Here is a 21,781-nt window from a genome sequence, read left to right on the forward strand (position 1 = left end):
CCGGCCGCGGACGGAGCCGCCGACGAGGCGTCCGCACTATCCTCGAAGGGTGCGTCAGACCTCCCGCCCCCGCAGCGCCCTCCTCGGGGCCCTCGCCTGCGCGCTGCTCGCGGGCGGGATCGCGGGGTGCGCCCCCCAGTCCGAGCCCGCACCCGAACCCGAGGTGCTCTCGGCCACCACCGCCGGAGGCGTCTACCTCGACGCCGTCTGCCCGGTCAACGCCGCGTGGGACGAGGTCGACGTCGAACTCGACCGCCTGCGCATCGCGGTCGCTCGCGGCGGCGACGAGGAGATCGACACGAGCCGTTTCGCCGACGCGATGGAGCGGGTCGCCGAGGCGAGCTCCGACGCCGGCAAACGGCTCGACACCGAGCAGCAGAGCTGGCCCGCGCAGGCCGAGCCGGCGGTGGAGTCGGTGCGCGAGACGCTGCAGGCGGATCGCAAGCAGGCGCTGAGTGTCGCGAAGCTCGACGCCGAAGAGGCCGCGGCCTACGACTGGAAGGGCGCCGCCGAGGCGGGGGAGGCGGCCGCGGAGGCCCGCGCAGCACTCGGGCTCCCCGAAGACCCGGTGGCGGCGTGCGCCCAGTGGGAGGAGCAGCAGGCCGAGACGGCGCAGCCCGAGAGGTCGCCGACGCCGCAGAGCGGTTCGACCGGCGGCGGCTCGGGCTCGGAGCGGAAGGGAGGGGACTCGAATGGCTGAGGTCGACGGGCGCGGGTCGCGCGCCGCGGTCGAGCTGCGCGTTGAGCGGGCGCTGCGCGCCGCCGCGCGGGCGGGCAACCGGCTGCTGTCGGGCGGCGTGGCCCGCGTGCGGGTCGGAGGCGACGGCGACCGCGAGGTGCTGCTGACCGCCCTCGCACGCATGGGCGTGAGACTCGAGGACGCCGCGGGGCTGCCCGCCGAGTTCGTGTTCGTGGATCACCTGGGCGACGACGAGCGCGGCGGCCGCTCTTATCCCGCCGAACCTGCGGGCGACGCGGGTCGCGGATCGGGCGCGGGCCTCGACCCGGTGGTGGTCGCCCTCGACGGGGGGATCGCGTCCGCCCGCGGCGGCGACGCCGCGGCGAGGATCGCGTGGGCGGCGCGCGGCATGCGGACGACGGCCCGCCTCGCCGAGGAGTTCGCCAGGGCCCGCGCCGGCGCCCGAGGCCCGCGCATCGGGGTGAGCCTCGTGCTCGAACCGAAGACCGCGGCCCTCGCGCTGGCCCTCGCCGACGCCGGCTGCGAGGTCGCCCTCTTCAGCGCCGTCTCCGAGACCGACCCCGAGGTCGCCGCCGCGCTCGCCGCCGATGGCAGGATCGCGGTGTTCGCCCCCACGAGCGCCGCGGGCGCGGGCGAAGAGCGACCAGAAGCGGCGGCCCGCCTCGACGCCGAGCACGCCGCCGCGATCCTCGACTGGGGACCCGAATACCTCGTCGACGACGGCTCCCACCTGATCCGCCTCGCCCACAGTGAGCGCCCGCGCGCCCTCGACCGCCTGCGGGCTGCCGCGGAGGAGACCACGAGCGGTGTGCGCCCCCTGCGCGAGATGGAGGCCGAGGGGGCGCTGCGCATCCCCGTCATCGCCGTCAACGACGCCCGCACGAAGACCGACTTCGACAACCTCATCGGCACCGGCCAGTCGTGCGTGCTCGCGATCGCCGACCTGCTCGACGAGGCCGGGTGGGCGGCATCGCAGCGGGGCGGAGCAGACCCTCGGCCTCACGCCCCCGCATACGCGGGGGTCGCGGGCACCCGCTGGGCGGTGGTCGGCTACGGCCCCGTCGGCGCGGGCACCGCCCGCTTCGCAGCGGCGCTCGGGGCGGAGGTGACGGTCGTGGAGCGCGACCCGGTGCGCGCCCTCGCGGCCCTGCACGATGGCTTCGAGGCCCGCTGCGCCGATGAGGCGCTCCCCGCCGCCGATGTCGTGGTCAGCGCGACCGGCGTCTGGCACACCCTCGAGGCGCACGGCTTCGCGCTGCTGCGCCCCGGCACGGCCGTCGCGGTCGCGGGCGGCATCGACGACGAACTCGCCCTCGACGAGCTGCAGGCCGCCGGATGGGCTCGGAGGCCGGCGGGCGACGGCCTCGCCGAGTGGATCGCCCCCGGCGCCGACCACGGCCCGCTCGTGCTCGCCGACGGCGGCGGCGTCAACTACACGGCCGCCGAGGGCAACCCCGTCGAGGTGATGGACCTCTCCTTCGCCACGCAGCTCGCCGCGCTGACCCGCCTCATGCGCGACGACCTCGCGCCCGGGGTGCACGCGCTCTCGAGCGAGGACGAGGCGCGGGTCGCGCGGGCGGCGCTCGAGGTGCGCGGCGGATCCGCCGATCCGGCTCCCTCTCGCGGTCGGCCGGGCGGCGCGGCCCAGCCCTGGCCCGTGCACCGATACCGGTCCGCCTCCGCCTGACGCCTGAGGGCCGCCGCCCCATCGACGGCCCCGGGGCGCGGGCGGACGGCTCACGCGACGCCGGCCTCGGCGCACGCCCTAGAATCGTGCTGGTGAGCACAGCACCCGAGATCGTCGTCTACAGCGCCTCCCTCGTCTTCCCCGTCGTCAGCCCGCGCATCGAGGACGGCGCCGTGGCGGTGCAGCACGGGCGCATCCTGCACGTCGGCGACCGCCGCTGGGTGCTCGACGCGCTCGCCGCCCGCGGCGCCGAACATCGCGAGGAGCACTGGGACGGCGTGCTCGCGCCGGGCCTCGTGAACGCGCACACCCATCTCCAGTACACGCGCATGGCCGAGGTCGCCGAGCGCAACTACACCGGCTTCGACCACTGGGGCGACGCCTTCGACGCGGTCTACGAGCGGGGCGGCCACGACTGGGCCGCCGCCGCGGCCGACGGTGCGCGGCAGAGCCTCGCCGCGGGCGTGACCGCGGCCGCCGATGTCGTCACCGACCGGGCGGCGCTCGGCGCCCTGCACGACGCGGGCATGCACGGCATCGCCTACTGGGAGGTCTACGGCAAGAGCAACGACGACTGGGACGCCGCCGCGCGCGAGGAGGTGCGCCAGCAGATCCGCGAGATCCCGACCCCTCCCGGAGCCGGCGTCTCGCCGCACGCCCCCTACTCGCTCGAGGTGCAGCCCCTGCTCGAACTGCCCGACATCGTGCGCGAGGAGGGCCTGCGCCTGCACATTCACCTCGCCGAGGCCCACATGGAGCGCGAGTTCGACGGCATCGACGGCTACGTGGGCGCCGGCCCCGGCGGGCACGGCAAGTGGCCCGAGCTCGGCGCCGACAGCTTCCGCGCGCTGCGCTCGCACGGCATCGGCGTCTCGTCGACCCAGTTCGTCGACCACCTGGGGGTGCTCGGGCCCGACTGCCACATCGCGCACGGCGTGTACGTGAGCGCCGAGGACCGGGCGCTGCTGCGCGCCCGGGGCACCAGCGTCGCGCTGTGCCCGCGATCCAACGAGGTCATCGGCCTCGACATGCCGCCCGTGGCCGCTTACCTGCGCGAGGGCAACCTCATCGCGGTGGGCACCGATTCGCTCTCGTCTTCGCCGTCGCTCGACCTGCTCGCCGACGTCGCAGCCCTCTCTCGCGTCGCCCGCGCCCAGGGCTACCGCGAGGACGACCTGCACCAGCGGCTCTTCACCGCCGCCACGCTCGGCGGCGCCGCGGCGCTCGGGCTGCACGTGGGCAAGCACCGCATCGGGCAGCTCGGAGTCGGCGCGATGGCCGATCTCGCCTTCTTCGAGGCGGCGTCGCACCACCCCGACGCTGCGCTGGCCGAGCTCGTCGAGGACGGCGCCGGCCGCGTCCGGCGCACGATCGTGGAGGGCGTCGAGCGCTTCCGCGCGTGAGGCCGCGCGGCGAGGGAGTGCGGCGAGGGCGCCGAGAGGCGGATCTCGCGCGTCGGGTCGGCGGTCGGCATGCAAGATCCGCCTCTCGAGGAACAGCCGGACGGTCGGGGCCCTGGGCCGTGTGACCCCGGGTGACGGGCGGTGCGGAGAACGGCCTGCAATCTCATAGACTGGTCTGCGGTCGGCGCGGCGCCGCCACGCCTGAACGCGCCCGCGCCTCCCCACACATCGAAGGAGCCCCCATGTCACGCACCTCCCGCCTCGTCGCGGCCGCCGCGGCCGGCGCCGCAGCCCTGCTCGCCCTCACCGCCTGCACCGGCGGCGCGTCCTCCGACGAGGCCGCTGGCGTCGGTCCCGTCACCGAGGGCAAGCTCACCATCGCCACCGGCGAGCCCGCTTATGCCCCCTGGGTGATCGACGACGCCCCCGAGAGCGGCGAGGGCTTCGAGGCCGCCGTCGCCTACGCGGTCGCCGATGAGATGGGCTACGCCGAGGGCGACGTGGTGTGGGTGCGCTCGAGCTTCGACTCGGCCATCGCCCCGGGCCCCAAGGACTGGGACCTCAACATCCAGCAGTTCTCGGTGAGCGAGGAGCGCAAGCAGGCCGTCGACTTCTCGTCGGCGTACTACGAGACCACCCAGGCGGTCGTCGCCGCGGGAGGCACCCCCGCCGCCGACGCGAAGAGCATCGCCGACCTCAAGGACACCGTCATCGGCGTCGCCTCGGGCACCACGTCGCTCAAGGTCGCCGAGGAGGTCATCGCGCCGAACCAGCAGATCCAGGTCTTCAACAGCGTCGACGACACCGTCGCGGCGCTGCAGAACGGCACCATCGACGCCCTCGTCACCGACCTGCCCGGCGCCTTCTACGTGCGCGACGCGCAGCTCGACGACGGAGTGATCGTGGGCCAGCTCGAGTCGGAGCAGGGCGGCGACGAGTTCGCGTTCGTGCTGCCGAAGGGCTCCTCGCTGACCGCCGAGGTCACCGCCGCCGTCGACGCCCTGCGCGAGAACGGCACCCTCGACGAGCTCGCCGCCGAGTGGATCGCAGACCAGGGCGCGCCCGTCCTGAAGTGACCCCGTGACCGTCACGCACCCCGGCAGCGCGCCGTTCGAGCCCTCGGCCATCGAACTCGAACGGCGCGCGTACCGCCGCGCCCGCGGGCAGCGCTCGATCCTCGTCAGCATCGCGAGCACGCTCGTGTTCGCGGCGGTGATCGCGGTCGTGCTGGTCAACAGTCCCGGCTGGAGCCGGGTGAGCGACACCTTCTTCGATCTGGAGGTGGCGGTCGCATCGTTTCCGCGTGTGATCGAGGGGCTCTGGCTCAACATCCAGGTGCTCTTCGTCGCGGCGGTCGGCGTGGCCGTGCTGGGCACGCTGCTCGCGATCGCGCGCACCCTCAAGGGCCCGGTGTTCACGCCGATCCGGCTCATCGCGGCCGGCTACACCGACATCTTCCGGGGCATCCCCGTGCTGCTGGTGCTCTACCTGGTGGGCTTCGGCATCCCCGGCCTCGAGCTCACCGGCCGCATGCCGGCCCAGTTCTGGGGCACCATCGCGCTGATCCTCAGCTACTCCGCGTATGTGGCCGAGGTGCTGCGCGCCGGCATCGACGCGGTGCACCCCTCGCAGCGGCTCGCGGCCCGCTCGCTCGGGCTCAGCCACGGCAAGACGCTGCGGCTCGTGGTGATGCCGCAGGCGGTGCGCAAGGTCACGCCCGCCCTCATGAACGACTTCGTCTCGATGCAGAAGGACGTCGGCCTCATCTCGGTGCTCGGCGCCGTCGACGCCGTGCGCGCCGCGCAGATCGAGGTCGCATCGAGCTACAACTTCACGCCCTACGTGCTCGCGGGCGTGCTCTTCGTGCTGCTGTCGTGGCCGTTCATCCGGCTCACCGACTGGATGACGGCGCGCGCGCAGAAGCGCGAGCAGGTGGGAGGCACGGTATGAACGCATCGGCGAAGCGGGCTCAGGATCCCGCAGCGCGCCCCGTGCTCGACGTGCAGGCGGTGCACAAGCGCTTCGGCGACCAGCCGGTGCTGCGCGGCATCGACCTCACCGTCGATCGGCACGAGGTGGTCGTGCTCATCGGCGCGTCGGGCTCGGGCAAGTCGACACTGCTCAAGACGATCAACCTGCTCGAGCAGGTTGACGACGGCCGCATCTTCCTCGGCGACGAGGACATCACCGACCCGCGCGTCGACACCGACCGGGTGCGGGCGAGGATCGGCGTGGTGTTCCAGCACTACAACCTCTTCCCGCACATGAACGTGCTCGACAACGTGACGCTCGCGGCGCGCAAGGTGTTCGGCACCGCTCGCGCCGACGCCGAGCGCACCGGCCTCGCGCTGCTCGCCCGCATCGGCCTCGCCGACAAGGCGAAGGAGTACCCGGACCGGCTCTCGGGCGGCCAGCAGCAGCGCGTCGCGATCGCGCGCGCCATCGCGACCGATCCCGAACTGCTGCTGCTCGACGAGATCACGAGCGCGCTCGACCCTCAGCTGGTGGGGGAGGTGCTCGACCTCGTGGGCGACCTCAAGGCGGCCGGCTCCACGATCGTGATGGCGACGCACGAGATGTCGTTCGCGCGACGGGTCGCCGACCGCGTGGTCTACCTGAAGGACGGCGTCATCATCGAGTCGGGGCCGCCCGAGCAGATCTTCGACCGCCCCCAGCGCGAGGAGACGCGGGAGTTCTTGTCCCGCGTGCGCGACCCCTTCGGGGAGTGAACCGGCGCGCCCGCGCGGGACGACGGGTCTGCGCTTGCGCGGGACGACGGGTCTGCGCTTGCGCCGACCGCGCGCGGGGGAGTAGGCTGTTGCGTCTGCCTCCGACGGGTCCTCTGCGCGACCCCGGCCGGGGCCGCTCATCTCAAGGAGTCTTCCCGTGACCTCAGATACCGCTTCGGTGCGGGTGCCCGCCGCGCCCGGCGACACGATCGACCCCGCGGGCATGCGGGTGATCTGGCTGCTGCTCGTGGCGGCCTTCGTCGCGATCCTCAACGAGACCACCATGGCGATCGCCATCCCCGCGCTGAACACCTCGCTGGGGATCCCGCCCGAGCTCGGGCAGTGGCTCACGAGCGCGTTCATGCTCACCATGGCCGTGGTGATCCCCACGACCGGCTTCCTGCTGCAGCGCTTCACGACCCGACAGATCTTCCTGGCCGCGATGATCTCGTTCGTGCTGGGAACCGCGATCTGCCTCGTCGCCCCCGGCTTCGTCGTGCTGCTCATCGGACGCATCGTGCAGGCGGCCGGCACCGGCATCATGATGCCGCTGCTCATGACGACCATGATGAACGTGGTGCCGCCGCACTCCCGCGGCCGCATGATGGGGCGCGTCGGCCTGGTCATCAGCCTCGCGCCGGCGCTCGGACCGACGCTCTCGGGCGTGGTGCTCGACCACCTCGGATGGCGCTGGCTCTTCGGCATCATCCTGCCCATCGCGGTCGTCGCACTGCTGCTCGGCGCGAAGTGGATGACGAACCTCGGCGAGACGAAGCGCGCCCCGATCGACGTGCTGTCGATCGTGCTGTCGGTGTTCGCCTTCGGCGGCGTCGTCTTCGGGCTCAGCCAGCTCGGCGGGCACGGAGGCGCCGCCGGCGGCGGAGGCGTGCCGCCGTGGGCCGTGGTCGCGGGCGGCGTCGTGTTCCTCGCGCTGTTCGTGTGGCGCCAGCTCGTGCTGCAGAAGCTGGACGACGCGCTGCTCGACCTGCGAGTGTTCACCTCGCGCAACTACGTGATCTCCGTGGTCATCATGGGTGTGATCGCGCTGTCGATGTTCGGCACGTTCTCGCTGCTGCCGCTCTACCTGCAGAACGTGGCGGGTCTCGAACCGACAGCCGCTGGCCTCGTGCTGCTGCCCGGATCGATCCTCATGGGCCTGCTCGGCCCCGTGATGGGACGCATCTACGATGCGCGAGGCCCGAAGACGCTGCTCGTGCCCGGCACGACCCTCATCACGGCGTCCATGTTCATGTACTCGACGGTGGGCACGCACACGCCCGTGTGGCTGCTCGTGGTCGTGCAGATCGCGATGTCGCTCGGTCTCGCGAGCTCGTTCACCCCTCTGTTCTCGGCCTCGCTCGGCTCGCTCGACCGGTCGCTGTACTCGCACGGCTCCGCGGTGCTGAACACGCTGCAGCAGGTCGGGGGCGCGGCGGGAACCGCCGTGCTCATCTCGATCTACTCGACGTTCCTGCACTCCGGCGAGGCGCGCGGCCTGTCGACCGCGGAGGCCGGGGCGCCCGGCACGAACGCGGCCTTCTTCGTCGCGGCGTGCATCTCGCTCGTGCCGCTCGTGCTGGCCTACTTCGTGCAGAAGCCGGCCGACCAGCAGGGCGCGCCGGCGGGGCACTGACCGCGGCCCGCCGCTCGGCCGATCCGCGCTCCGCGTCGAGCCCGCCGACTCCGATGCCCGAGCCCGTCGAAGGAGTCGGCGGGCTCGCGCGGCGGCGGCCTCACTCGAGGGCCGAGATCGACCGCCGCACGGCCTCGGCGAGCTGCCGCACCGCCGTCGACGGCCCCCCGGGGCCCGCGGGCGCCGCGAGCAGCAGCTCGCGCGCGAAGCGGGGGTCGTCGATGGGGCGCAGCACCACGCCCTCGGGCGGGTTCGACGCGACGAGGCTCGGCACGAGGCCCACGGCCATGCCCGCCGCGATGAGGCCCAGCACCACCGAGTAGTCGTCGGTGCGGATCGCGACGTCGATCTTGTGCCCCTCGACCTCGAACACCTCGCGCACGAGCTCGTCGAGCGTGTCGCCGGGGGTGGAGCCGACGACCCAGCTGTCCGAGGCGAGCGACAGCAGCGCGGACCGGTCGAATCTGGCGTGCGCGGCTGCGGGGTGCACCGCGGGCAGGGCGACGAGCATCGGGTCGGTGAACAGGCGGGTGGTGTGCACCTCGGATCGGAACGGCAGCTGGTAGCTGCCCGCCGCGTAGACGAGCGCCGCGTCGAGCGTGTGCTGGTTGATGCGCGCCACGAGCGGCGCGACCTCTTCGAGCGTGGCGTCGAGTTCGATGCCGAGCTCGGAGACGCGGCCGACGATACCGGGCAGCAGGCGCGCGGCTGCCGTGGGGAAGGTGCCGAAGCGCAGTCGGGTGCGCCCCAGCTGGGCCAGGTCGCGGACGTCGGTGAGCGCGCGGTCGGCGAGGCCGAGGATCTCCTCGCCGCGCTCGAGCATGAGGGCGCCCGCGGTGGTGAGCCTGCTGCCGCGCGTGCTGCGGGCCGTGAGGTCGGCGCCCACCAGGCGGTCGAGGTTCTTGAGGTGGTAGTCGACCGTGGGCTGGCTCTAGCCGAGGCGGGTGGCGGCGCGCGCCACCGAGCCCTCTGCGGCGACGGCGCTGAGGGCCTGGAGCTGGCGCAGATCGATCATCGGGTACCCCTCTTCCGTCTGGAGCTGAGCGGGGCCCTGACCCCCGTTCGTTCAAGACAGTATATGGTTCCCGGGAGGCGTTTGCGGGGTTCCGCCGCGCACCGCGCGCGCGAGATGCTGGGCCCATGCTGCACCAGGAGACGACGCCCCCCGGTCTTCCCGCGCACGACGCGCTGATCGAGACGGCCACCGCGGAGGCGAACGCGCCCTTCGCGACCCAGGCTTCCGCGACGCCGCCCGTCGCGACGGGCCGCGTCGCGCCGCCGCGCTACGCCGAGGATCAGCACCGCATGCCGTACGCCGAGGCGATCGCGCGCTTCGGCGACTCGGCGCCGCTCTCGCTCATGGTGCCGGGGCACGGCAACGATCCCGAGGCGGGCGGCGAGCACATCGCCCGCCTCTTCGGCGGCCGCGTGGCGCAGCTCGACGTGCCGCTGCTGCTCGAGGGCATCGACGCGGGCGAGGACAGCCCGCTCGTGCAGTCGCAGCGCCTCGCCGCCGACGCGTGGGGGGCGAAGCGCAGCTGGTTCCTCACCAACGGCGCCTCACAGGCCAACCGCACCGCGGCGATCGCCGTGCGCGGGCTCGGCGAGCGCATCCTGATCCAGCGCGCGATGCACTCGAGCCTCACCGACGGCGTGCTGCTCTCGGGGCTCGTGCCCTCGTTCGTGGCGCCGTCGGTCGACTCGCGGCACGGCATCGCCCACGGTCTCACGCCCGAGGCGCTCGACGCGGCGCTGACGCGCGAGGCGCGTGCAGGGCGCGCGGTGTCGAGCGTCTACGTCGTCTCGCCGAGCTACTTCGGATCCGTGGCCGACGTGGCGGGCCTCGCCGAGGTGTCGCACCGGCACGGAGCGGCGATCATCGTCGACAACGCGTGGGGTGCGCACTTCGGCTTCCACCCCGAGCTGCCCGAGTCGCCCGCGCGTCTCGGCGCCGACCTCGTGGTGTCGAGCACGCACAAGCTGGCTGGTTCGCTCACGCAGTCGGCGATGCTGCACCTCGGCCACGGCCCCTTCGCCGACCGCCTCGAACCGCTCGTCGCGCGCGCGTTCAGCATGACCTCGTCGACGTCGATGAGCGGGGTGCTCATGGGTTCGCTCGATGCGGCTCGACACGCGATCGCCACGGGGGAGGGGCGCATCGGGCGGGCGGTGCGGGCCGCCGGCGAGATCCGGGGTCGCCTGGCGCTCGATCCACGGTTCTCCGACATCGGCGACGGTTTCTCCGCGTTCCCCGACATCGCCGAGACCGACCCCCTGCGCATTCCGATTGACGTCTCGCGTCTGAGGCGCAGCGGGCACTGGGTGCGCGCCGCGTTGAAGGAGCGCCACGGCGTCTACCTCGAGATGTCGACGGCCACGAGCGCGGTCGCCGTGATCGGCGCGATCCGCGAGGTCGACGTCGACCGCTTCATGGCCGCGCTCGACGAGGTCGCTCGCGAGGCCGAGCGGCTGGGGGTCGAGGCGGTGCACGAGTTCCCCGAACTGCCCGAGCCGGGTGAGCTGCGCATGCTGCCGCGCGACGCGTACTTCTCGGCGAGCGAGGTCGTGCCCGCCGAGCAGGCCGTCGGGCGCATCTCGGCCGACACGCTCGCCGCATACCCTCCGGGCATTCCGAACATGCTGCCCGGCGAGGAGGTCACCGCCGACACCGTCGAGTTCCTGCGAGCCGTCGCGGCGTCGCCCACTGGCTACGTGCGCGGCGCGGTCGACGCCGAGGTGTCGGGCATCCGCGTGGTCGTCTGAGCCTGCGCGGTCCGGGGTCCGGCGGTTCGAAGCGGGTTGTGTCGGGGTCGCTGCTTCGGGGCGTGTTGATGCTTCGGATCTGACCGATGCTTCGGATCTGACCGATGCTTCGGATCGAATCGGGGGTTCCGCTCCGAAACATCGGTGAGACCCGAAGGAACGGCGACACGCACGACGCCGGATACGCGAGCGGGCGGCGGATCCAGAAGGATCCGCCGCCCGCTCGCGTATGGCTCGGAAGCCTACTTCTTCTTCTCGAAGAGGTTGCCCACCAGGGTCGAGCCGATGAGCACCACGGCCAGCAGCACCACGCCGACGATCGAGATCGCCACCACGTCGAGCGGCTGACCCGCGGTCGAGAACATCGACTCGTGGTCGTGCCCGTCGTGGGCGAAGGCGGGCACCGCCACGAAGACCGAGGCGATGGCTGCGGTCACGGCGGCGGCGATACGGGTGCGGATCTTCACGGTGTCTCCTCGCGAATGTCGTGATGCTGGTGCGGCGAGCCCGTGAGGCGCACCGCGATGCGTCTATCCTATCCCGCCGACGACGGCCTCGCGCACGCGGCCGTCGATCACCGAGACCAGTTCGTCGAGGCTGCCCTCGTGCACGAGGTCGTGGGTGACGAGCAGCGTGGCGGTGCCGCGTTCGTGCGTGAGGCGCGCGATGAGGTCCATGATCTCGGCGCCCCGCTCGCGGTCGAGCGCGCTCGTCGGTTCGTCCACGAGCAGCACCTCGGGGGCGTGCACGAGGGCGCGGGCGATCGCGACGCGCTGCCGTTGCCCGCCCGAGAGCTGATGCGGGCGCTTGTCGCGCTGCGCCTCGAGGCCGACCGCGGCGAGGAGCTCGTCGGCGCCGCCGCGCACGAGCGCGCGCCGCGCGGCCCGCTCGGAGCGGCCGCCCCCGAGCTCCGCCATCGCGAGCAGCTGCTCGCGCGCGGTGAGCGAGGGCAGCAGGTTGGACTGCTGGAAGACGATGCCGATGCGCTCGCGGCGCAGTGCCGCCGCCTCGCGGCACGTGAGCGCGGCGGCGTCGAGGTCGCCGATCATCACGCGGCCCGAATCCGGCCGGATCAGCGTCGCGGCGACCGCGAGCAGACTCGACTTGCCCGAGCCGGAGGGCCCGGTGATGCCGGTGACGCGCCCGGCGGGGGCGTCGAGCGACACCCGGTCGAGGGCGGTGATGCGTCCCTCGCCGTCGGGGAAGGTCAGGGTGACGTCGTGCAGCTGGATCATCGGTGGCTCCCGAGGGCGGTGAGGGGGTCGGAGGACGTGACGGATCGGAGCGCGAACGCGGCTCCGGCGAGGCCGAGCGCCGCCATGACGGCCGCGGGGGCGATCGTGGTCAGCGGGCTCAGCAGGAACGGGAGTGCGGTGCCGACGAGCGCGCCGAGCCCGACCACGACGGCGAGTCCGACGCCGATGCCGGCGACGAGCACGACGAGCGCCTGCCCGAGCGCGTCGCGCACGAGCGAGCCCGTGGTCGCGCCGAGCGCCTTCAGAACGGCGACGTCGGCCGAGCGCTGCATGGTCCAGACGGTGAAGAAGGCGCCGACCACGAGTGCCGAGATGCCGAACAGCAGCGCGATCATCAGCCCGAGCGAGCCGATCTCGGATCGGAACGTCTCGAGCGCGGTGAGGCTCGCGAGCGGCGTCTCGGCGCTGGTGCCCGTGCGCTGCGCGAGCCCCTCCCAGTCGGGCGAGCCGGAGACGGCGAGCAGCGTCGGCTCACCGTTGCCTCCCACGCGCTCGTCGGCGGCGGCCCAGGCGGCCGGTGTCATGACCACGACGGGGGTGTGGCTGTACCAGGCGTCGCCGCCGATCCGTGCGACGCGGTACTCGGCACCCGTGATGGTGATCGAGTCGCCCACCGTCGCGTCGAGCTCGCGGGCCGCGCCGGATGAGAGCCCCACCTCATCGTAGCTCGCCGGCGCGAGTTCGACGACCGCCGTCGCATCGGGCGCCGATCCCGCGATCCCGTCCGCGCCCGCGAGACCGAACAGCGCGACACCCGAGGGCGACCCGGATCCCGCGACCTCCGCCCGGGACTGCACGATGCCCACGGGCGTCACCGCATCGACGCCGGGGGCCTCGCGCCAGCCCGAGATCGCGGCCTCGTCCAGGGCGGAGGTGGCGAAGCTCGCCCCCTCGCCCGAGGCGTCCTGCAGCACGAGGCGGTCGCCGGGCAGTGCGAGCACTCCCGAGACGTTCTGGGAGGCGAGGCCTCCCGTCAGGCCCGAGAGGAAACCCACGAGCAGGGTGATGAGAGCCACGACGGCCCCGATGAGCACGAATCTCCCGCGGGCGAAGCGCAGGTCTCTCCAGGCGACGAACACGATCTTCCTCTCCGGGCCGCGGTGAGACGGATCACGACCCGCTCACCAGCCTCCGCCTCGAGCGGATCGGAGGCATCGCCCGCGAGACCGGTTGCGCTCTGCACCGGACGGACGCGGCGAATCGAACTTTCGGTTGATGCGCGCCCGACGGCGACCGGCGTAGCCTGGGATCGATGTCGCACCGCACCACGCTCACGCCCGTCTTCGCCGGGCTGCGCATCGGGCTGCACGCGCTGCTCGTCGCCCTCGCCGCTTTCGCCGTGGTGCGCGCCATCGCGCTCGACGACCCCCGCTGGCCGTGGGTGCTGACGCTCGCGGCGCTCTTCGTCGGTCTCTACCTGTTCGGGGCCGCGGCGGCGCGCAGGGGAGCGCGGAGCGCTCGGCAGGGGGAGGGCCACCGGAGCGGTCCGAGCGATGGTGGCGACCGGTTCGACCGGGGGCGCCCGGGCGCACCGGTCGATCCCGCTGGCCCGGCCGGTCGCGGCGGCGTCCGCGCGCGGTGGGCGGCGCCGGCCTGGATCCTCGCCCTCACGATGCTCTGGGCCGCACTCGTCTGGCTCGCGCCCGACGGCGCCTATCTCGTCTTCCCCATGTTCTTCCTCTACCTGCACGTGCTGCCCGGAGCGCTCGGAGTCGGGGCGGTCGTGGCGGGCACGGCGATCGCGATCGCCGCACTCGGATCCCACCACGGCTTCAGCGTCGGCGGTGTGCTGGGGCCGCTCGTCGGAGCCGGGGTCGCGATCCTCATCGGCCTCGGCTACCGCGCACTGGCGCTGGAGGCCCGGGAGCGGGAGGAACTCGTCTCCGAACTGCTGCTCACCCGCGAGCGGCTCGCCGAGACCGAGCGCCAGCAGGGCGCTCTCGCCGAGCGGGCGCGGCTGGCGAGGGAGATCCACGACACGGTCGCCCAGGGGCTCTCGAGCATCCAGATGCTGCTGCGCGCGGCCGAACGGGACGCCCCCGAGGGCGCCGCGCTGCGGCACGTGCGGCTCGCGCGTGAGACCGCGGCCGAGAACCTCGCCGAGACGCGGCGATTCATCCGCGAGCTCACCCCCGCGACGCTCGACGGCGGTCTCGCGGCGGCGCTGCACCGGCTCGCCGCCGACCAGAGCCGCCGCGCCGGCCTGCGCATCGACGTCGAGGTGGGCGACGGCGCCGGGGGCGAGGGCGGAGTCGCGCTGCCGATGGACACGCAGAGCGCCCTGCTGCGCATCGCGCAGGGGGCCGTCTCGAACGCCGTGCGCCACTCGGCCGCCGGGCGGGCCCGGATCGCGCTGCGGCGGGAGGGCGAGGCGGTCGTGCTCGTGGTGAGCGACGACGGCGTCGGCTTCGACCCGGCGCGCGTCGCCGTGCGCGAAGCCGACCGCGACTCCTTCGGGCTGCGGGCGATCGAGGAGCGGGCCCGTCAACTCGGCGGCACCCTCGAGATCGACTCCGCCCCCGGGTCGGGCACCCAGCTGCGTGTGACGGTCGCCGCGGCACCGCGCTCACCGGAGCCAGGTGAGGGGATCGGGCGATGATCCGGATCGTACTGGCCGACGACCACCCGGTCGTGCGCGCGGGGGTGCGGGCCCTGCTCGAGTGCGAGCGCGACCTCGAGATCGTGGGCGAGGCGGCCACGCCGGACGCCGCCGTCGCGCTCGCCGCCGGCGCGGAGCCGGACGTCGTGCTCATGGATCTGCAGTTCGGGGCCTCCGGCAGCGGGGCCGAGGCCACGCGCCGCATCCGGGCTCAGGTTCACCCGCCCGCGGTGCTCGTGCTCACCAACTACGACACCGACGGCGACATCCTGAGCGCGGTGGAGGCCGGCGCGAGCGGCTACCTGCTGAAAGACGCCCCGCCCGACGAGCTCGTCGCGGCGGTGCGCGCGGCGGCCGCCGGCGAGAGCGCTCTCGCGCCCGCGATCGCGGGGCGGCTGCTCGCGCGGCTGCGCGCGCCGGCCGTGAGTCTCAGCGCCCGCGAGATCGAGGTGCTGCAGCTCGTGGCGGCGGGGCGCACGAACGGCGGAATCGCGGCCGAGCTGCACATCACCGACGCCACGGTGAAGTCGCACCTCGTGCACGTCTACGACAAGCTGGGAGTCTCGACCCGCACGGCCGCGGTCGCCGCGGCCCGCGAGCTCGGCGTGCTGCGCTGAGTGAGGCACCGAGCATCTCTCGCGACCGCGCCCGGGGCGGGCGGCCGCGTTGCGGGCCTGCGGTCGCGGCCCGCGGCGCCGGAACCTAGGCTGGAGCCGTGAACGAACAGGATCCCTGCCCCTGCGGTCGCGACGTCGCCTATGCGGAGTGCTGCGGCCCGCTGCACGCCGGCGCCGCGGCACCCACGGCCGAGCGGCTCATGCGCTCCCGCTACAGCGCGTTCGCCCTCGGCGACGCGGGCTACCTGCTCGCGACCTGGGACCCCGCCACGCGCCCGGCCGAGCTCGAGCTCGATCCGGGCGTCGAATGGCGGCGCCTCTTCATCCACGGCGCCTCCGCGGGCGGCCCCTTCGACCGGCGGGGCTCCGTCGACTTCACGGCGATCGCGCGCACGTCCGAGGGGCGACTCGAACAGAGCGAGCGCAGCGAATTCCGCCGATCGGCTGAGGGTCGCTGGCTCTACGTCGACGGTGAGGTCGTGTAGCGAGGGCGCGTCCGTCGCACCCGCTGCGCGACGGGTGTCGGCTCGCGCTACAGTGGAGCGCATGGTCAGTGAAGACTCGAACTACACCCACGACGTCGTCATCGTCGGCGGCGGGCACAACGCGCTCGTCGCCGCCGCATACCTCGCCCGCGCGGGCAAACGCACGGTGGTGCTCGAGCGCCTCGACCACCTGGGCGGGGCGGCCGTGTCCGAGCAGCCCTGGCCGGGCGTCGAAGCACGCCTCTCGCGCTACTCCTACCTCGTGAGCCTGCTGCCCCGGCAGATCATCGACGACCTCGGTCTCGAGATCCAGCTCGCGCGCCGCCGCTACTCGTCGTACACACCCGACCCCGCCGACCCGTCGCGCGGCGTGCTCGTCGACAACGGCGACGCCGAGGCGACCGCGGCCTCCTTCGAGCGGGTCACCGGCGACCGCGGCGAGGCCGCCCGCTTCGACGCCTTCTACGAGCGCCTCGCCCCGCTCGCGCAGCGACTGTTCCCCACGGTCACCGATCCGCTCAAGCGTCGCTCCGAGGTGCGCGCCGCGGTCGACGGCCTCGGCGACGACGAGCTCTGGCGCGACCTCTTCGAGCGCCCGATCGGCGAGTGGATCCGCTCCGCCCTCGACACCGACATCGCCCGCGGAATCGCGCTGACCGACGGTCTCATCGGCACCTTCGCGAGCGCCGATGACCCGTCGCTGCGGCAGAACCGCTGCTTCCTCTACCACGTGATCGGCGGCGGCACCGGCGACTGGGACGTGCCGGTCGGCGGGATGGGGCGGGTGAGCGGCGAGATCGAGCGGGCCGCGCGCGACGCGGGCGCCGAGCTGCGCACGGGAGCCGATGTCGAGGCGATCACGGCCGAGGGCGAGGTGCGGATCGGCACCGGCCCGACCTCCGAGACGCTGCGCGGCAGACTCGTGCTGAGCGGGGTGGGGCCGGCCGTGCTCGAGCGCCTGCTGGCCGCGGGCGGCGCACCGGCCGCCGCCGTCGCCGAGGCGCCCGAGCACCCCGCCGGTGCGCAGGTGAAGATCAACATGCTGCTGAAGCGTCTGCCCCAGCTGCGCGATGAGCACGTCGATCCGCGCGCCGCCTTCGCGGGCACCTTCCACATCAACGAGACGCTGGCCCAGCTCGAGGCCGCGCACGCGGCGGGAGCGGGCGGATCGCTGCCAGACCCCCTGCCGGCAGAGATCTACTGCCACTCGCTCACCGACCCGTCGATCCTCGGCCCCGAGCTGCAGGCAGAGGGCGCGCAGACGCTCACGCTCTTCGGGCTGCACGTGCCGCACGCCCTCGTCACCGACGACAACAACGACGAGTTGCGCGAGCAGCTGGTCGCCGCGGCACAGCGCTCGCTCGACTCGGTGCTCGCCGAGCCGATCGTCGACTGCCTCTACACCGCACCGGACGGCACCCCGTGCATCGAGGCCCGCACCACCCTCGACCTCGAGCGCTCGCTCGGCATGATCGGCGGAGACATCTTCCACGGCGCGCTCTCGTGGCCGTGGGCCGACGACGACGAACCGCTCGACACCCCGGCCCGGCGCTGGGGTGTGGCGACCGACCTGCCGAACGTGCTCGTCTGCGGCTCTGGGGCGAGGCGAGGCGGCGCCGTCAGCGGCATCGGCGGGCACAACGCGGCGCAGGCCGCCCTCGAGATCCTCGGCTAGCGGCGCCGGCCCTGCGCCCGGGCCCGGAATCGGGTCCGCGCGCCGGGGCCGAGCGTCGCTGCCGTCGGCTTGCGCGTCGCTCCGCTACGCCTGCGGTCGCTCCGTTACGCCTGCGCGTCCCTCCGCTACGCCTGCGCGTCTCTCCGCTACGCCTGTGCGTCCCTCCGCTACGCCTGCGCGTCGCGGATCCAGGCCTCCACCTCGTCTGCCGTGCGAGGGATGCCGGCCGACAGGTTGATGCAGCCGTCGTCGGTCACCACGATGTCGTCCTCGATGCGCACGCCGATGCCGCGCAGCTCCTCGGGCACGGTCAGGTCGTCGGGCTGAAAGTACAGACCCGGCTCGATCGTGAACACCATGCCGGGCTCGAGCACCCCGTCAAGGTACATCTCGCGGCGGGCCTGTGCGCAGTCGTGCACGTCGAGGCCCAGGTGGTGGCTGGTGCCGTGCACCATGTAGCGGCGGTGGTAGGCCGTGCCGTCGTCTTCGGGCAGCAGCCCCCACTCGCGGGTGCGTCGCTCGATCACGGCCATCGCCGCGTCGTGCACGTCGCCGAAGCGGATGCCCGGCCGCACGATCGCGCGGGCCGCGTCGGCGGCCTCGAGCACGGCCTCGTACACGCGTCGCTGCACCGCCGAGAACGCGCCGGAGACCGGCACGGTGCGGGTGATGTCGGCCGTGTAGAGGCTGTCGAGCTCGACGCCCGCGTCGAGCAGCAGCAGGTCGCCGTCGAGCACCGGGCCGTCGTTGCGGATCCAGTGCAGGGTGCAGGCGTGCGGGCCGGAGGCGGCGATCGTCTCGTAGCCGACGGTGTTGCCGTCGAGGCGGGCTCGCTGGTTGAAGACGCCCTCCACGATCCGTTCGCCGCGGGCGTGCGCGCTCGCCTGCGGCAGCGCCGCGAGCACATCCTCGAAGCCTCGGGCGGTGGCGTCGACGGCGGCCTGCATCTCGGCGAGCTCGAACCCGTCCTTGACGAGTCGCAGCTCGGAGGCGGCTCGGGCGAGGTTCTCGTCGTCGCCTGTTCCGGCGCCGTCGGCCTCGACCGCGCCGTGGCCGACCACCCGGTCGCGCTCGTCCGCGGCGAACTCGGCGATCGGGGCGGTGCGGATCCCGAGCGCGCCGGCGACCTGCGCGAGCGAGGGGCGCGCCCCGATCCAGAACTCCCCGATCTCGGGGTTGGCGAAGAACTCGTCGCTGTCGCGGCCCGCGCGCTCTCGGAAGTAGAGGGTCGCCTCGTGCGCGTCGCCGGCCGGGTCGAGCACGAGGATCGAGCCGGGCTCGCTCTCGGCGCCCCACCCCGTGAGGTGCGCGAAGGCGCTGTGGGCGCGGAAGGGGTAGAAGGTGTCGTTCGAGCGCTGCTTCATCGCGCCCGCGTGGATCACGAGGCGCTCGCCGGGGAAGAGCGCGCCGAGCGCGGCCCGCCGCCGCGCCGCGTACGGGGCGACGGGCCAGGCAGCCGGGATCGTCTCGGGGCGGTCGGCCCAGTGCGACGAGATGTAGTCGAGGAAGGCGCCGGTCTGCGGCGTGGTGCTGCGGTTGCTGTGGTCGATCTCCACCTCGTGGGTGGTCTGCGCGCTCTCGGTCATCCTCCCATCCTCTCACTCCCCGCCGAGCGGTCGATGGGGGCCGAGCCGTACCGGGCCGCGTCCAGGGGCGCGGCCCCGAGCGCGGGTGCGACCCCGCCGAGGGGTCGAGAAGTGTCGAGGATCCCGGGCTTCTCAGCACGTTTCGGCCACTCGCGAGCCCCTCACCCCGGTCCGTGGCCCGTTGCTGACCTCATAGGATGGAGCAATGGCCGGATCCGGGACGCAGCAGGGCTTCGACCTGCACACGCACTCGGTGTTCTCCGACGGCACGACGAGGCCCTCCGACATCGCGCGCGAGGCGGCCGGGATCGGGCTCGCGGGCTTCGCGCTCACCGACCACGACACGATCGACGGGTGGGGCGAAGCCCGTGACGCCGCCCGCGACGCCGGCGTCGACTTCCTCCCCGGCATCGAGATCACGACGAAGCACGCCGGCCGCTCGCGGCACCTGCTCGGCTACGGCATCGACCCGGCCGCGGGCGAGCTGTTCGCCGCCCTCGCCGAGGTGCGCAGTTCGCGGCTCGGGCGCGCGCAGGAGATGGTGCGGCGGCTCTCGGCCGCCTACGCGATCACCTGGGAATCCGTGGTGGGCGAAGAAGACGCGCGCACCGTGGGCCGCCCCCACATCGCCGACGCGCTCGTCGCCGCGGGTTACTTCGCCGACCGCAGCACGGCGTTCGCCGAGATCCTGCACCCCGGCTCTCCCTACTACCTGGGCACCTACGCCATCGAGACCGTCGAGGCGATCCGGCTCGTGCGCGCAGCCGGGGGAGCGGCCGCACTCGCCCACCCGGCGGCCTTCCGGCAGCGCACCCCGACCACCGCGCGCGAGCTGCGCGAGCTCGCCGCCGCGGGGCTCTGGGGTGTCGAGCTCGACCACCCCGAGAACCGGGCCGACTGGCTGCCCCCGCTCGCCGAGGCCGCCGCCGAGCTGGGGCTCGCGGTGACCGGTTCGAGCGACTACCACGGCGTCGGCAAACCGAACCTGCTGGGCGAGCGCGCGACCGATCCGGCGCTCGTGGAACGCCTGCGCGAGCGGCTCGTGACACCGCGCTGATCCGGGCCCGCGCCGCATGCGCGGCGCGGGCCCGGCGTGGCTACTCCGCGGAGGCCGCGCCGGCCTCGGCCGAACCCGCTCCCGCGGCGCCGGCGTCGTTCTGCGATCCGCCGCGGCGACGGCGACGGCGACGGCGCGGCGACGATCCCTCGCCGCCGTCCTGCAGCAGCGGGGCGCCGGGCTCGCCGCCGCCCTCCTGATCGTGGCCGTGCTGCTCGTGGCCGTGGGCCTCGTGGCGGCCCGGGCCCTTGGGGTTCGCGCTGCGGGTGCGGCGCCGGTTGCGGGAGCGGCCCTCGCCGCGTTCCTCCCGCGACCCGCCCTCGTCGCCCGACCTCGGGCCGCCGGCCCGAGGAGCGCGCTCCTTCACCGGCGTGGCCTTGAGTCGGCCCTTCGAGCCCTCGGGGATGTTCAGATCGGCGAAGAGATGCGGCGACGACGAGTAGGTCTCGACGGGCTCGGGCACGCCGAACTCGAGCGCCTTGTCGATGAGCGCCCACTTGTGCAGGTCGTCCCAGTCGACGAAGGTGACGGCGATGCCGGTGCGGCCCGCGCGGCCCGTGCGCCCCACGCGGTGCAGGTAGGTCTTCTCGTCGTCGGGCACGGTGTGGTTGATCACGTGCGTGACATCGTCGACGTCGATGCCGCGCGCCGCCACGTCGGTCGCGATGAGGATGTCCTTCTTGCCGGCCTTGAACCCGGCCATCGCGCGCTCGCGCTGATCCTGGTTCAGGTCGCCGTGCACGGCCGCGGTGTTGAAGCCGCGGTCGTTCAGCTCCTCCTGCAGCTTCGCCGCCGCGCGCTTCGTGCGCATGAAGATCACGGTCTTGCCGCGGCCCTCGGCCTGCAGGATGCGGCCGATCACCTCGTCCTTGTCGAGCGAGTGCGCGCGGTAGATGATGTGCTCGATGTTCGCCTGCGCGGCGCCCTCGTCGGGATCGGTGGCGCGGATGTGGATGGGCTCCGACATGAAGCGGCGCGCGAGCGTGACGATCGTGCCCGGCATGGTCGCCGAGAACAGCATCGTGTGGCGGGTGGCCGGGGTCTTCGAGAACAGCTTCTCGATGTCGGCGAGGAAGCCGAGGTCGAGCATCTTGTCGGCCTCGTCGAGCACCATCTCGCGCACGTTGCCGAGGTTCAGCACCCGCTGGCTCGCGAGGTCGAGCAGGCGGCCCGGCGTGCCCACGACGATCTGCGCGCCGGCCTTCAGCTGCTCGATCTGGCCCTCGTACGCCTTGCCGCCGTAGATCGGCACGACCGTCGCGGCGCGGTTCTTGGCGGCGAGCTCGAGATCCTCGTACACCTGCACCGCGAGCTCGCGGGTGGGCACCACGATGAGCGCCTGCACACCCGGCTCGGGGTTCTCGCCGATGCGCTGCAGCAGGGGCAGGCCGAAGCCGAAGGTCTTGCCGGTGCCGGTCTTCGCCTGGCCGATGATGTCCTGGCCGGTGAGGGCCAGGGGGATCGTCTGCTCCTGGATGGGGAAGGCCTCGGTGATGCCCTTGTCGGTGAGCGCGTCGACCATGTCCTGGTCGACGCCGAGTTCGCGGAAAGTTGTCACGTTGCGTCCTGTTCGTATGGTGCGGTGCTGCGC

Annotated in this window: 19 protein-coding genes; 13 read left to right on the forward strand and 6 right to left on the reverse strand. The window is 73.5% G+C overall.

Going from position 1 to position 21,781, the window contains the following annotated elements; translation table 11 throughout:
- The first annotated feature begins 49 nt into the window (after window positions 1-49).
- From Leucomu_RS06100 to Leucomu_RS06130, 7 genes are all read left to right on the forward strand, one after another.
- The gene (locus Leucomu_RS06100; RefSeq protein WP_128386671.1) at window positions 50-700 is read left to right on the forward strand and encodes a hypothetical protein; all 651 of its coding nucleotides are present in this window, start codon (window positions 50-52) and stop codon (window positions 698-700) included.
- A complete protein-coding gene (locus Leucomu_RS06105) occupies window positions 693-2,387 on the forward strand; it encodes an adenosylhomocysteinase (RefSeq protein ID WP_228407308.1) in 1,695 nt (564 codons plus the stop codon). Before Leucomu_RS06100 ends, Leucomu_RS06105 begins: the two co-directional genes overlap by 8 nt.
- Window positions 2,388-2,473: 86 nt before the next feature.
- Entirely contained in the window at window positions 2,474-3,790 is a 1,317-nt protein-coding gene (locus Leucomu_RS06110) for an amidohydrolase family protein (protein ID WP_407656653.1), read from the forward strand.
- Window positions 3,791-4,032: 242 nt separating this feature from the next.
- A complete protein-coding gene (locus Leucomu_RS06115; protein WP_128386673.1) occupies window positions 4,033-4,866 on the forward strand; it encodes an ABC transporter substrate-binding protein in 834 nt (277 codons plus the stop codon).
- A gap of 4 nt (window positions 4,867-4,870) precedes the next feature.
- Window positions 4,871-5,740: an amino acid ABC transporter permease gene (locus tag Leucomu_RS06120; RefSeq protein ID WP_128386674.1), complete on the forward strand. Its 870-nt coding sequence runs from the start codon at window positions 4,871-4,873 to the stop codon at window positions 5,738-5,740.
- Entirely contained in the window at window positions 5,737-6,519 is a 783-nt protein-coding gene (locus Leucomu_RS06125; RefSeq protein ID WP_017884840.1) for an amino acid ABC transporter ATP-binding protein, read from the forward strand. Before Leucomu_RS06120 ends, Leucomu_RS06125 begins: the two co-directional genes overlap by 4 nt.
- Before the next feature lie 157 nt (window positions 6,520-6,676).
- Entirely contained in the window at window positions 6,677-8,152 is a 1,476-nt protein-coding gene (locus tag Leucomu_RS06130) for a DHA2 family efflux MFS transporter permease subunit (RefSeq protein WP_128386675.1), read from the forward strand.
- Between the two features lie 100 nt (window positions 8,153-8,252).
- On the opposite strand, the gene Leucomu_RS06135 is transcribed toward Leucomu_RS06130, so the two are convergent.
- Window positions 8,253-9,038, reverse strand: a complete 786-nt coding sequence (locus tag Leucomu_RS06135) for a LysR substrate-binding domain-containing protein (protein ID WP_323368307.1) — start codon at window positions 9,036-9,038, stop codon at window positions 8,253-8,255.
- A gap of 254 nt (window positions 9,039-9,292) precedes the next feature.
- On the opposite strand from Leucomu_RS06135, the gene Leucomu_RS06140 reads away from it, so the two are divergent.
- The gene (locus Leucomu_RS06140; RefSeq protein ID WP_128386676.1) at window positions 9,293-10,915 is read left to right on the forward strand and encodes an aminotransferase class I/II-fold pyridoxal phosphate-dependent enzyme; all 1,623 of its coding nucleotides are present in this window, start codon (window positions 9,293-9,295) and stop codon (window positions 10,913-10,915) included.
- Between the two features lie 242 nt (window positions 10,916-11,157).
- On the opposite strand, the gene Leucomu_RS06145 is transcribed toward Leucomu_RS06140, so the two are convergent.
- From Leucomu_RS06145 to Leucomu_RS06155, 3 genes are all read right to left on the reverse strand, one after another.
- Complete coding sequence (locus Leucomu_RS06145) at window positions 11,158-11,382, reverse strand: hypothetical protein (RefSeq protein WP_017884844.1); 225 nt, start codon at window positions 11,380-11,382, stop codon at window positions 11,158-11,160.
- A 63-nt stretch (window positions 11,383-11,445) separates the two neighbouring features.
- Window positions 11,446-12,150: an ABC transporter ATP-binding protein gene (locus Leucomu_RS06150; RefSeq protein WP_017884845.1), complete on the reverse strand. Its 705-nt coding sequence runs from the start codon at window positions 12,148-12,150 to the stop codon at window positions 11,446-11,448.
- Window positions 12,147-13,250: an ABC transporter permease gene (locus Leucomu_RS06155; RefSeq protein ID WP_017884846.1), complete on the reverse strand. Its 1,104-nt coding sequence runs from the start codon at window positions 13,248-13,250 to the stop codon at window positions 12,147-12,149. The genes Leucomu_RS06150 and Leucomu_RS06155 overlap by 4 nt, the downstream gene beginning before the upstream one ends.
- A gap of 173 nt (window positions 13,251-13,423) precedes the next feature.
- Between Leucomu_RS06155 and Leucomu_RS06160 the strand changes: the two genes are divergently transcribed.
- From Leucomu_RS06160 to Leucomu_RS06175, 4 genes are all read left to right on the forward strand, one after another.
- Window positions 13,424-14,770, forward strand: a complete 1,347-nt coding sequence (locus Leucomu_RS06160) for a sensor histidine kinase (RefSeq protein ID WP_017884847.1) — start codon at window positions 13,424-13,426, stop codon at window positions 14,768-14,770.
- Window positions 14,767-15,387 (forward strand): response regulator, encoded by a 621-nt coding sequence (locus tag Leucomu_RS06165; RefSeq protein ID WP_017884848.1) that lies wholly within the window; start codon window positions 14,767-14,769, stop codon window positions 15,385-15,387. The genes Leucomu_RS06160 and Leucomu_RS06165 overlap by 4 nt, the downstream gene beginning before the upstream one ends.
- 98 nt (window positions 15,388-15,485) lie before the next feature.
- On the forward strand, window positions 15,486-15,872 hold the full coding sequence (locus tag Leucomu_RS06170; RefSeq protein WP_017884849.1) for a YchJ family protein: 387 nt from the start codon (window positions 15,486-15,488) through the stop codon (window positions 15,870-15,872).
- 61 nt (window positions 15,873-15,933) lie between these two features.
- Window positions 15,934-17,547, forward strand: coding sequence for a phytoene desaturase family protein (locus tag Leucomu_RS06175; RefSeq protein ID WP_017884850.1), 1,614 nt, complete (start codon window positions 15,934-15,936; stop codon window positions 17,545-17,547).
- A 167-nt stretch (window positions 17,548-17,714) separates the two neighbouring features.
- Here Leucomu_RS06175 and Leucomu_RS06180 read toward each other — a convergent pair whose 3' ends face one another.
- Window positions 17,715-19,133 (reverse strand): aminopeptidase P family protein, encoded by a 1,419-nt coding sequence (locus tag Leucomu_RS06180; protein ID WP_128386677.1) that lies wholly within the window; start codon window positions 19,131-19,133, stop codon window positions 17,715-17,717.
- Window positions 19,134-19,338: 205 nt separating this feature from the next.
- Between Leucomu_RS06180 and Leucomu_RS06185 the strand changes: the two genes are divergently transcribed.
- On the forward strand, window positions 19,339-20,190 hold the full coding sequence (locus Leucomu_RS06185; RefSeq protein WP_128386678.1) for a PHP domain-containing protein: 852 nt from the start codon (window positions 19,339-19,341) through the stop codon (window positions 20,188-20,190).
- Between the two features lie 40 nt (window positions 20,191-20,230).
- On the opposite strand, the gene Leucomu_RS06190 is transcribed toward Leucomu_RS06185, so the two are convergent.
- The gene (locus Leucomu_RS06190) at window positions 20,231-21,748 is read right to left on the reverse strand and encodes a DEAD/DEAH box helicase (RefSeq protein WP_407656654.1); all 1,518 of its coding nucleotides are present in this window, start codon (window positions 21,746-21,748) and stop codon (window positions 20,231-20,233) included.
- Window positions 21,749-21,781: the final 33 nt, after the last annotated feature.

It is taken from the genome of Leucobacter muris, assembly GCF_004028235.1.
In the GTDB taxonomy this organism is placed as follows: domain Bacteria; phylum Actinomycetota; class Actinomycetes; order Actinomycetales; family Microbacteriaceae; genus Leucobacter; species Leucobacter muris.

What these genes read in the sequence shown, in the direction of transcription:
- Leucomu_RS06165 (WP_017884848.1), top strand. Translation starts at nt 14,767, where the DNA reads ATGATCCGGATCGTACTGGCCGACGACCACCCGGTCGTGCGCGCGGGG.
- Leucomu_RS06185 (WP_128386678.1), top strand. Translation starts at nt 19,339, where the DNA reads ATGGCCGGATCCGGGACGCAGCAGGGCTTCGACCTGCACACGCACTCG.
- Leucomu_RS06115 (WP_128386673.1), top strand. Translation starts at nt 4,033, where the DNA reads ATGTCACGCACCTCCCGCCTCGTCGCGGCCGCCGCGGCCGGCGCCGCA.
- Leucomu_RS06125 (WP_017884840.1), top strand. Translation starts at nt 5,737, where the DNA reads ATGAACGCATCGGCGAAGCGGGCTCAGGATCCCGCAGCGCGCCCCGTG.
- Leucomu_RS06150 (WP_017884845.1), bottom strand. Translation starts at nt 12,150, where the DNA reads ATGATCCAGCTGCACGACGTCACCCTGACCTTCCCCGACGGCGAGGGA.
- Leucomu_RS06105 (WP_228407308.1), top strand. Translation starts at nt 693, where the DNA reads ATGGCTGAGGTCGACGGGCGCGGGTCGCGCGCCGCGGTCGAGCTGCGC.
- Leucomu_RS06160 (WP_017884847.1), top strand. Translation starts at nt 13,424, where the DNA reads ATGTCGCACCGCACCACGCTCACGCCCGTCTTCGCCGGGCTGCGCATC.
- Leucomu_RS06140 (WP_128386676.1), top strand. Translation starts at nt 9,293, where the DNA reads ATGCTGCACCAGGAGACGACGCCCCCCGGTCTTCCCGCGCACGACGCG.
- Leucomu_RS06180 (WP_128386677.1), bottom strand. Translation starts at nt 19,133, where the DNA reads ATGACCGAGAGCGCGCAGACCACCCACGAGGTGGAGATCGACCACAGC.
- Leucomu_RS06175 (WP_017884850.1), top strand. Translation starts at nt 15,934, where the DNA reads ATGGTCAGTGAAGACTCGAACTACACCCACGACGTCGTCATCGTCGGC.